The sequence below is a fragment of the Saccharothrix sabaoui genome, from assembly GCF_051756985.1.
Taxonomy (GTDB): Bacteria; Actinomycetota; Actinomycetes; order Mycobacteriales; family Pseudonocardiaceae; genus Actinosynnema.
Genome location: NZ_JBPKJK010000256.1, coordinates 1 through 8,372, shown reverse-complemented (window position 1 = coordinate 8,372; position 8,372 = coordinate 1). Strand labels below are relative to the sequence as shown.

Sequence of the window (8,372 nt, the reverse complement as noted above, 5' to 3'; positions counted from 1 at the left end):
CACCTCCACACGACCTCCACAGCCCTCCGCTGCGATGGACCGCAGGCAGTCACCCACGGAGGGAAAACCATGTACGACGTCGTCGTTGTCGGTTGCGGACCGGTCGGCGCGCTCACCGCCAACCTGCTGGGCGCGCGGGGCGTGCGCACACTGGTCGTGGAGCGCGGCACCGAGCCGCACGGCCAACCGCGCGCGTTCTCCTGCGACGACGAGGCGTTGCGCGTCTACCAGCAGGCGGGGCTGCGCGACGAGGTCGCGGAGCACATGCACCGGCCGCGCCGGGCCGAGTACGTCAACGCCCGGGGCCGCGCGTTCGCCGAGATCGCGCTGGACGAGGTCGACTTCGGCCTGGGCGCCGCACCGCTGCACTTCTTCGACCAGCCGACGCTCGAAGCGGTGCTCAGGCGCGGCCTGGACCGGTTCCCGCACGTCGCGCTGCGCACCGGCACCGAGCTGGTGGCCCTGCGGCAGCACGAGGACCGCGTCACCCTCACCCTGCGCCACGACGGCCGGGACTCCGAGGTGGAGGCGCGGTACGTGCTGGGCGCGGACGGCGCCCGCAGCACGACCCGCGCGGCGGCGGGCATCGCGCTCACCGGCTCGTCGTCCGCCGAACCGTGGCTGGCGGTGTCGGGCGACGTCGAGCCGGGCGCGACCAGGGTGGGCACGACCCGGTTCGCGTGCGACTGGCGGCGTCCCGCGTTCGTGTCGCCGGGCGCGGGCGGCACGTACCGGTTGGAGTTCATGCTCCGCGACGGCGAGGACCTGGGGGCGATGACCGACCCGGCGACGATCCGGGAACTGGTCGCCCCGTACGTGGACCCGGACCGGTTCGCGGTGACCCGTGCCGTCGTCTACGCGTTCCACGACCTGGTGGCGGAGCGCTGGCGGGACGGCCGGGTGTTCCTGCTGGGCGACGCCGCGCACCAGATGCCGCCGTTCCTGGGGCAGGGCCTGTGCAGCGGGCTGCGGGACGCGGCGAACCTGACCTGGCGGGTCGCGCAGGTGCTGCGCGGCGAGGCCGACGACGCGCTGCTGGACGGCTACGAGGCCGAACGCCGCCCGCACACCGAGGCGATGGCGCGCACCAGCGTGCGGCTGGGTCGGGTGTTCCTGGTGCGCAGCCGGTTCGCCGCCGCGGTCCGGGACGCGGTGCTGCTCGCGGTCCAGGTGGTGCCCCGGGTGCGGCGGGCGGTCCGCCACTTCGAGTTCAAGCCGCGGCCCGTGCTGCCCGGCCACCGGGCCCCCGTCGGCACGATGTTCCCGCAGCCCGACGTGGCGGTCGGCGGCACGCGCGTGCCCCTGGACGACGTGCTGGGCGCGGAGTTCGCGGTGGTCGGGCCGGGGGTGGACGTGGCCACCGCGGTCGGCTGGCGCGGCCCGGCGGCGCGGTTCGTGCGCGTGGTGCCGCCCGGCGCGCCCGACGGCGGGGACATCACGACCGTGGAGGACGTGGACGGCGTGCTCGCCGCGTGGTTCGCCGAGCACGGCACGGACGTCGTGGTGCTGCGCCCGGACCGGTTCGTGCACGCGACCACCGCGTCCGGTACGGCCACCGCGACCGGCACGACCGGCACGACCGTCACGTCCCGAACGGCCGCAGCACGCCGCTGAACGGCTTGGGCACGGGCGGCGCGAACTCGGACCGGTCGCCCGTGCGCAGGCCCATGGTCACCAGGGACTGCACGAGCAGCGTCGCCGCCTGCACCCCGTCCACCACGGGCACCCCGATGTCGGCCGAGATCGACGCGCACAGCGACGTCATCCCGGCGCACCCGAGCACGACGGCGTCCACCCCGTCGTCGGCGACCGCCGCCCGGCACGCGTCCAGCACCACCCCGGCCGCGGCGTGCAGGTCGAGGACGGGCACGTCGCAGGCGTGCACGGCCCGGCAGAACCGGGTCACGCCGTAGCGCTCGACGAGGTCCCACGCCCGCCCGCGGGTCCGGGCGAGCGTGGTGACGACGGCGAACCCCCGGCCGAGGTGCGTGGCGGTGCGCAGCGCGGCCTCGGCGATGCCGACCACCGGGCCGCGGGCGACCTCGCGGGCGGCGTCCAGGCCGGGGTCGCCGAAGCACGCGATGACGTACCCGTCGCACCCGTCCCGCTCCGCCGAGGCGATCTCGGCGAGCAGGCCGGGCACGCTGAGCGCCTCGTCGTAGTGGCTCTCCACCGACGCGGGCCCCATCGCGGGCGACACGGCCCGCACGGTGGTGGTGGGCGCGGCGACCGCGCGGGCCGCCCGCCCGACCTCCTCGGTCATCGCCGCGCTGGTGTTGGGGTTGACGACCGTGATCCTCACGGCACGCGCGTCGTCTTCCGGGCGGACGCGGCGAGCGCCCGGCGGGTCAGCAGCGCGTGCACCGCGAACCCGACCGCCATGCCGATGAACCAGCTGTACTGGGCGGTGGTCCTCATCCCGGGCCCGTCGGTCCACAGCACGGGGACCACGGCGACGACCGCGCCGGCGGCGGTGGCGGTGATCGCGGACGGGTTGTAGCCGCCGCGGAACCAGTAGCGGCCGGTGGGGGACATGGTGAACAGGTCGTCCACGTCCACCCGCTGCTTGGAGACGAGGTAGTGGCCCGCGATGAGCACGCCGAACAGCGGCCCGATGAACGCGCCCAGCACCTCCAGCGTGTAGTGGATGACCTCGGGGTTGTTGTAGAGGTTCCACGGCGTGATGAGCACCGAGCCGACGGCGGCGATCATGCCGCCCGCCCGCCAGCTGACGCGCTGCGGGCTGACGTTGGAGAAGTCGAACGCGGGCGAGATGAAGTTCGCGACGATGTTGATGCCGATGGTGGCGACGGTGAAGGTCAGCGCGCCCAGCACGATCGCGAACGTCGTGCCCACCCGCGCGACCGTGGCCACCGGGTCGGTGATCAGCTCGCCGTACACCGGCACGGTCAACGACGCGGTCACCACCACCAGCAGCGAGAACACCAGGAAGTTGACCGGCAGGCCGAGCAGGTTGCCGCGCTTGACCGCCGCGAACGACCTGCCGTAGCGGGAGAAGTCGCCGAAGTTCAGCATCGGCCCGGAGAAGTACGACACGACCAGGGCGACCGCGCCGAGCATCACCGGCACGGAGTCGAGGCCGGAGTGGCGCACGTCGCCGAGCGACAGGTCGACCGCGCCCCAGCCCGCCTCGGTGATCAGGTACCCGGCCAGCACGAACATCACCACGTACACGGCCGGTCCGCAGAAGTCGATGAACCGGCGGATGGTCTCCATGCCGGTCCAGAACACCGCCGCCTGCACCACCCACAGCACCGCGAACGAGAACCAGCCCAGCGCCGACAGGCCGAGGAACCCGTGCTGACCGACCTCCGCGTACGGGACGAGGCCGGGGAACAGCTTGAGCAGCACCACGTTCAGCGCCGCCGACGCCAGGTAGGTCTGGATGCCGTACCAGGCGACGGCGATCAGGCCGCGGATGATCGCCGGGACGTTCGCGCCCTTCACGCCGAACACGCTGCGGCAGATCACCGGGTACGGCACGCCGGTCTGCTGGCTGGGCTTGGCGACCAGGTTGCAGAACAGCTGCACGATCCCGATGCCCACCAGCAGCGCCACCAGCACCTGCCAGCTGCTCAGGCCCAGCAGGAACAGGCTGCCCGCCGTCACGTACCCGCCGACGCTGTGCACATCGGACATCCAGAACGCGAAGATGTTGTAGGTGCCCCACTTCTGCTCGGTGAGCGGGGCCAGGTCGTCGTTGGTGAGGCGCGGGTCGTAGTCGGGTTTCGTCGTCGTCGCGACGGGCAGCACTTCCGTCATGGCGCTCCTGCCTCGGACCGTGGGAGGGGTGAGGCAAAAGTAGGAGCGGGCTGTTACGCGGCCATCACGCGAATCATATATTTCCGGCCCGGCCGCCGGTCGCGAACAGCCCGGTGTCCAGCGGCAGCGCCTCCAGCGAGGACTGGAGCAGCTCGTGGTGGCCCCGCGCGGCGGCGACGAGCGCCTCGGCGTCGCGGGCGAGGAACGCGGTGAGCATCGCCCCGTGGTCGAGGTGCAGTCGGGCCCGGTCGGCGGCGGGCACGTGCGCCATGGGTTGCAGCGGTTCGGTCGTGTTCCACGCCGACTCGAACATGCCGAGCAGCCGGCGCATCCCGCACGGCCGCACCAGCGCCAGGTGGAACCGCCTGCTCTCCCGGTGGTACCCGCGGGCGTCGCCGGAGGCCACGGCGTCCTCCAGCGCGCGGTGGGCGGTCCGCGCGTCCTCGTCGTCGGCCTCGGTGGCCTCCCCGACCGCCGCGGTCAGCGCCGCCGTCTCCAGCACGCCGCGCACCAGGTAGACCTCGTGCAGCTCGCGCGCGGTGAGCATCGCGACCCGGTACCCGGCGTGGGGGCGGTGTTCGACCAGCCCTTCGCCGATGAGCGTCTTGAGCGCCTCGCGCACCGGGATGGCGCTCACCCCGAACGCGGCGGCGACCTCGGCGGGCGGGATCGCCGTCCCCGGCGGCACGACGCCGTCCAGCAGGCAGCGCCGCAGCTCGGCCAGGATCGCGCCCTGCGAGCTGCCGGGGTGCTCGCTGACCAGACGCGCGATCAGCGCGGATCGGCTCCTCGGTCCCGGCATGCCCAGAGGCTACGGCCCCCGGGGACCGCGCGGGCGCGTCGCCGTCACCCGTCCTCGGGGTCGCCGACGTCGTCGGCGTCGGCGAGGTCGTCCACCTCCACCACCTCCTCGCCCCGGAACAGGACCATGACGCCCAGTTCGTCGAGGCCCCGCACGGCGACGTGGGTGAAGCGGATCAGCCAGTCGCGGCCGGGGTGGAAGGTGAACTCGGGCTCGGCGACCGCGTCCGCGGAGAAGCCGGGGCGGTCGCGGAGGGCGTCGTCCACGGCGGCGTGGGCGAGCGCCTCGAAGCGGGCGCGGTCGGCCAGCACGCCCCCGATGAACGGCAGGTCCAGGTCCTCCACCGTGGCCGGCTCCTCGACGATGACGCTGATCGGGGTGTCGGCGTCGACCGTGCTCCAGCAGGACAGCCCGGCGGGGACGTGGTCGACGACCGGTGGCAGGTCGCCGACACCCGGGATGGTGATCGTCATGGACCCCGATCCTAGGGCCGGCGCACAGCCCTTCCCGCGGTCGCCGCGCCGGGGGGAACCCCGCCGGACCACGACCCGCGACCGGCGACCGGCGACCCATGGCCGGCGACCCGCGACCGGTCCGGGACAGGCGCCGGCACCGGCACCGGCCGGAACGGGCCGCGCCCGTCCGGAGAACCGGTCCGCGACGCCCTTGACGACGCGGCGGCGGGTGCAGTCCACTTCTTCGGGAGAGCGCTCTCCCGACTCTCCCGCCCACTCCCCCTGCTGGAGTCGCCATGTCCGTTGCGCCCGCCCGGCACCGTCGCCGGGCCGTGCCCCTGCTCGCCGTCCTGCTCGCCCTGGTCGTCGGCCAGCTCGCCGTCCCGAGGGCCGACGCCCTGGCGGGCGTCCTGCTGTCCCAGGGCAGACCCACCACCGCCTCCTCCAGCGAGGGCGCGGGCACCCCCGCGTCGGCCGCCACCGACGGCGACGCGAACACCCGCTGGTCCAGCGCGTTCAGCGACCCCCAGTGGCTCCGGGTGGACCTCGGCGCGACCGCAGTGCTCGACCGCGTCGTCCTGTCCTGGGAGTCCGCCCACGCGACCGCGTTCCAGGTGCAGACCTCCGCCGACGGCACCGCGTGGACCACCGTGCACACCACGACGAACGGCACCGGCGGCACGCAGGACCTCGCGGTCGGCGGCAGCGGCCGGTACGTGCGGGTGCTCGGCACGGCCCGCGCCACCGGCTACGGCTACTCGCTGTGGGAGTTCCAGGTGTACGGCACCACGGGCGGCCCGCCGCCCACCGGGACGCCGATCTCGCAGTACAAGCAGGTCACCGCCTCCACCTGGGAGGGCGGCAACGCGCCCGCCGCGGCCCTGGACGGCCGCACGAACACCCGCTGGTCCAGCCAGTTCGCCGACAACCAGTGGCTGCGCGTCGACTTCGGCGGCGTCGCGACGATCAACCGGGTCGTGCTGAACTGGGAGGGCGCCTACGCGCGCGGCTACCGCCTGGAGACCTCGAACGACGCGACGACGTGGACTCAGGTCCACGCCACCACGACGGGCGCGGGCGGCGTCGAGCAGCTCGCCGTGTCCGGCACGGGCCGCTACCTGCGCCTGTTCGCCACCACCCGGGCCACCGGGTACGGCGTGTCGCTGTGGGAGTTCCAGGTGTTCGGCACGGTCGACGTCTCGGCGAGCACCCCGCCGCTGCTGTCGCCGCCCACCCGCGCACCGGCCAACACGGGCCGGTTCGCGCTCAACGCGCCGGCCGACAACGCGATGGTCACCACCACCCGCCGCCCCTCGTTCTCCTGGGCGGCCGTGCCCGGCGCGGTCCGCTACCAGGTGTGGCTCAACCTCAGCCGCACCGACTACGACTTCAGCGCCTCCGGCAACCTGATCGACCTCTACACCAAGGTCGCCGAACCCACCGGGACGAGCTACGCGCCGACGTGGGACATCGCCGACCGCTGGACGTACAAGTGGTTCGTCGTGGCGGTGGACGGCTCGGGCGCGACGAGCGCGTCGGCCATCCGCACGTTCAGCCTGTACCTGCCGACGCTGACCACCGTCGACGACGGCGTGCGCACCGTGAACGGCAGCCGCGACCTCAACCGGAACGGGGCGGTCGAGCCGTACGAGGACTGGCGGCAGCCCGTGGAGACGCGGGTGAACGACCTCCTCGGTCGCATGACGACCGAGGAGAAGGCGTACCAGATGTTCTACAACGCCCAGGTGTTCCCGCGCTCGGGCTGGCACTTCGGCCCCGCCGAGGCGCAGGACCTGCACAACGTCCTGCTCGGCTCGTCCGGCACGCGGCTGGGCATCCCGGCGGTGTCGGCGGGCGACACGATCGCCGGGTACAAGACGACGTACCCGTTGCAGAGCGCCCTGGCCGCGGCCCGCAACTACCCGCTGGACTACAGGCTGGGCGACATGCAGCGCCGCGAGCAGCTGGAGGTCGGCACGCGCGGCGTCCTCGGGCCGCTGGCCGAGGTGGGCACGAAGGTGCTCTACCCGCGCATCCAGGAGGGCAACGGCGAGAGCGCCGAGGTCGCCTCCGCGCAGGTCCGGGCGCTGGTGGCGGGCTTGCAGGGCGGGCCGGAGCTGAACCCGGCGTCCGTGCTGGCGACCGTCAAGCACTGGCCGGGCGAGGGCGCGGGCGGTGAGGCGCTGATCGTGTTCGACAACGTGACGATCAAGTACCACACCGCGCCGTTCCGGGCGGCGATGGAGGCGGGCGCGGTCAACATCATGCCCGGCTACGCGGGCAGCTCGCTGCTCGACCCGGGCGGCCCCGGCGCGGGCGACAGCGCCAAGATCCTCGCCTACCTGCGGCAGAACCTGGGCTACACGGGCCTGATCACGACCGACTGGCTGCCCTCGGGCAACTGGGTCGGCGCGGCCAACGCCGGGTCGGACGTGATGGGCGGCGCGGACCCGGGCGCGCCCGGCTACTCGATCGCGCAGTTCACCGCGGGCGTGCCGGTGGCGCGCATCGACGACGCGGTGCGCCGCGTGCTGCGGCTGAAGTTCAAGCTCGGCGTCTTCGAGAACCCGTACGGCGACCCGGTGAACGGCCCGTACCGGTTCCACAAGCCCGAGTACGCGGCCCTGGCGAACCAGGCGTCGCGGGAGTCGATGACGCTGCTGAAGAACAACGGCGTGCTGCCGCTGCGGCTCAACGCGGGCGACAACGTCGTCGTCGCGGGTGCGCGGGCCGACGACCCGGCCGCGTGCTGCATCTGGACGAGCTTCTTCCACGCGGAGTACGGGTCGCAGACCATGCTGGAGGCGATCCGGACGAGAGCCGCGCAGGCGGGCGTGAACGTCCACAAGGACACCCACCCGTCGCCGAAGCTCGCGATCGTGGCCGTCGGCGAACCGTCCTACACGCACGCCACGAGCTGGGTGAAGGAGCAGCCGTACCTGCCGCCGGACCAGCTGGCCCTGATCCAGGACTTCAAGCGGCGCGGCATCCCGGTCGTGGTCGCCCTGGTCCTGCCCAGGCCGTACGTGATCACCGAGTGGCACGACCTGGCGGACGCCCTGGTCGTCACCTACCGCGGCGGCGAGGAGATGGGTCCGGCCCTGGCGTCGCTGCTGTTCGGCGACTACGCGCCGCGCGGCAGGCTGCCGTGGCAGCTGCCCCGCGCCCTGTCCGACGTCCTGCGGCCGGGCGGGACCGACACCCCGGCCGACGCGGTGGAGCAGTGGGACGTGCCCTACGACCTGGGCGCGACCGCGGCCCAGCGGGCCGAGATCCGCGCCCGGATCGACGCGGGACAGCCCGTGCCCACCACCTACGGCAACCCGCTCTAC

6 protein-coding genes are annotated in these 8,372 nt (G+C 73.6%); 2 read left to right on the top strand and 4 right to left on the bottom strand.

Going from position 1 to position 8,372, the window contains the following annotated elements:
- The first annotated feature begins 69 nt into the window (after positions 1–69).
- Positions 70–1,614 carry a bifunctional 3-(3-hydroxy-phenyl)propionate/3-hydroxycinnamic acid hydroxylase gene (locus ACR807_RS39840; RefSeq protein ID WP_438926723.1) on the top strand — a complete coding sequence of 515 codons (1,545 nt, stop codon included), beginning with the start codon at positions 70–72 and terminating at the stop codon, positions 1,612–1,614.
- Here ACR807_RS39840 and ACR807_RS39835 read toward each other — a convergent pair.
- The 4 genes from ACR807_RS39835 to ACR807_RS39820 all read right to left on the bottom strand — a co-directional run bounded on the left by ACR807_RS39835 (position 1,583) and on the right by ACR807_RS39820 (position 5,058).
- Complete coding sequence (locus ACR807_RS39835; protein ID WP_438926722.1) at positions 1,583–2,302, bottom strand: aspartate/glutamate racemase family protein; 720 nt, start codon at positions 2,300–2,302, stop codon at positions 1,583–1,585. The two genes, ACR807_RS39840 and ACR807_RS39835, sit on opposite strands and share 32 nt — an antisense overlap.
- Positions 2,299–3,783 carry an NCS1 family nucleobase:cation symporter-1 gene (locus ACR807_RS39830; protein ID WP_438926721.1) on the bottom strand — a complete coding sequence of 495 codons (1,485 nt, stop codon included), beginning with the start codon at positions 3,781–3,783 and terminating at the stop codon, positions 2,299–2,301. Before ACR807_RS39830 ends, ACR807_RS39835 begins: the two co-directional genes overlap by 4 nt.
- 73 nt (positions 3,784–3,856) lie before the next feature.
- Positions 3,857–4,585 (bottom strand): GntR family transcriptional regulator, encoded by a 729-nt coding sequence (locus ACR807_RS39825; protein WP_438926720.1) that lies wholly within the window; start codon positions 4,583–4,585, stop codon positions 3,857–3,859.
- A 44-nt stretch (positions 4,586–4,629) separates the two neighbouring features.
- Positions 4,630–5,058 (bottom strand): hypothetical protein, encoded by a 429-nt coding sequence (locus tag ACR807_RS39820; RefSeq protein ID WP_438926719.1) that lies wholly within the window; start codon positions 5,056–5,058, stop codon positions 4,630–4,632.
- 278 nt (positions 5,059–5,336) lie between these two features.
- Here ACR807_RS39820 and ACR807_RS39815 point away from each other — a divergent pair.
- The coding region (locus tag ACR807_RS39815) for a discoidin domain-containing protein (RefSeq protein ID WP_438926718.1) at positions 5,337–8,372 on the top strand (3,036 nt) is incomplete at its 3' end.

Excerpts from the sequence above, each read along its gene's own strand:
- ACR807_RS39840 (WP_438926723.1), top strand. The coding sequence starts at position 70 with ATGTACGACGTCGTCGTTGTCGGTTGCGGACCGGTCGGCGCGCTCACC.
- ACR807_RS39830 (WP_438926721.1), bottom strand. The coding sequence starts at position 3,783 with ATGACGGAAGTGCTGCCCGTCGCGACGACGACGAAACCCGACTACGAC.
- ACR807_RS39825 (WP_438926720.1), bottom strand. The coding sequence starts at position 4,585 with ATGCCGGGACCGAGGAGCCGATCCGCGCTGATCGCGCGTCTGGTCAGC.
- ACR807_RS39820 (WP_438926719.1), bottom strand. The coding sequence starts at position 5,058 with ATGACGATCACCATCCCGGGTGTCGGCGACCTGCCACCGGTCGTCGAC.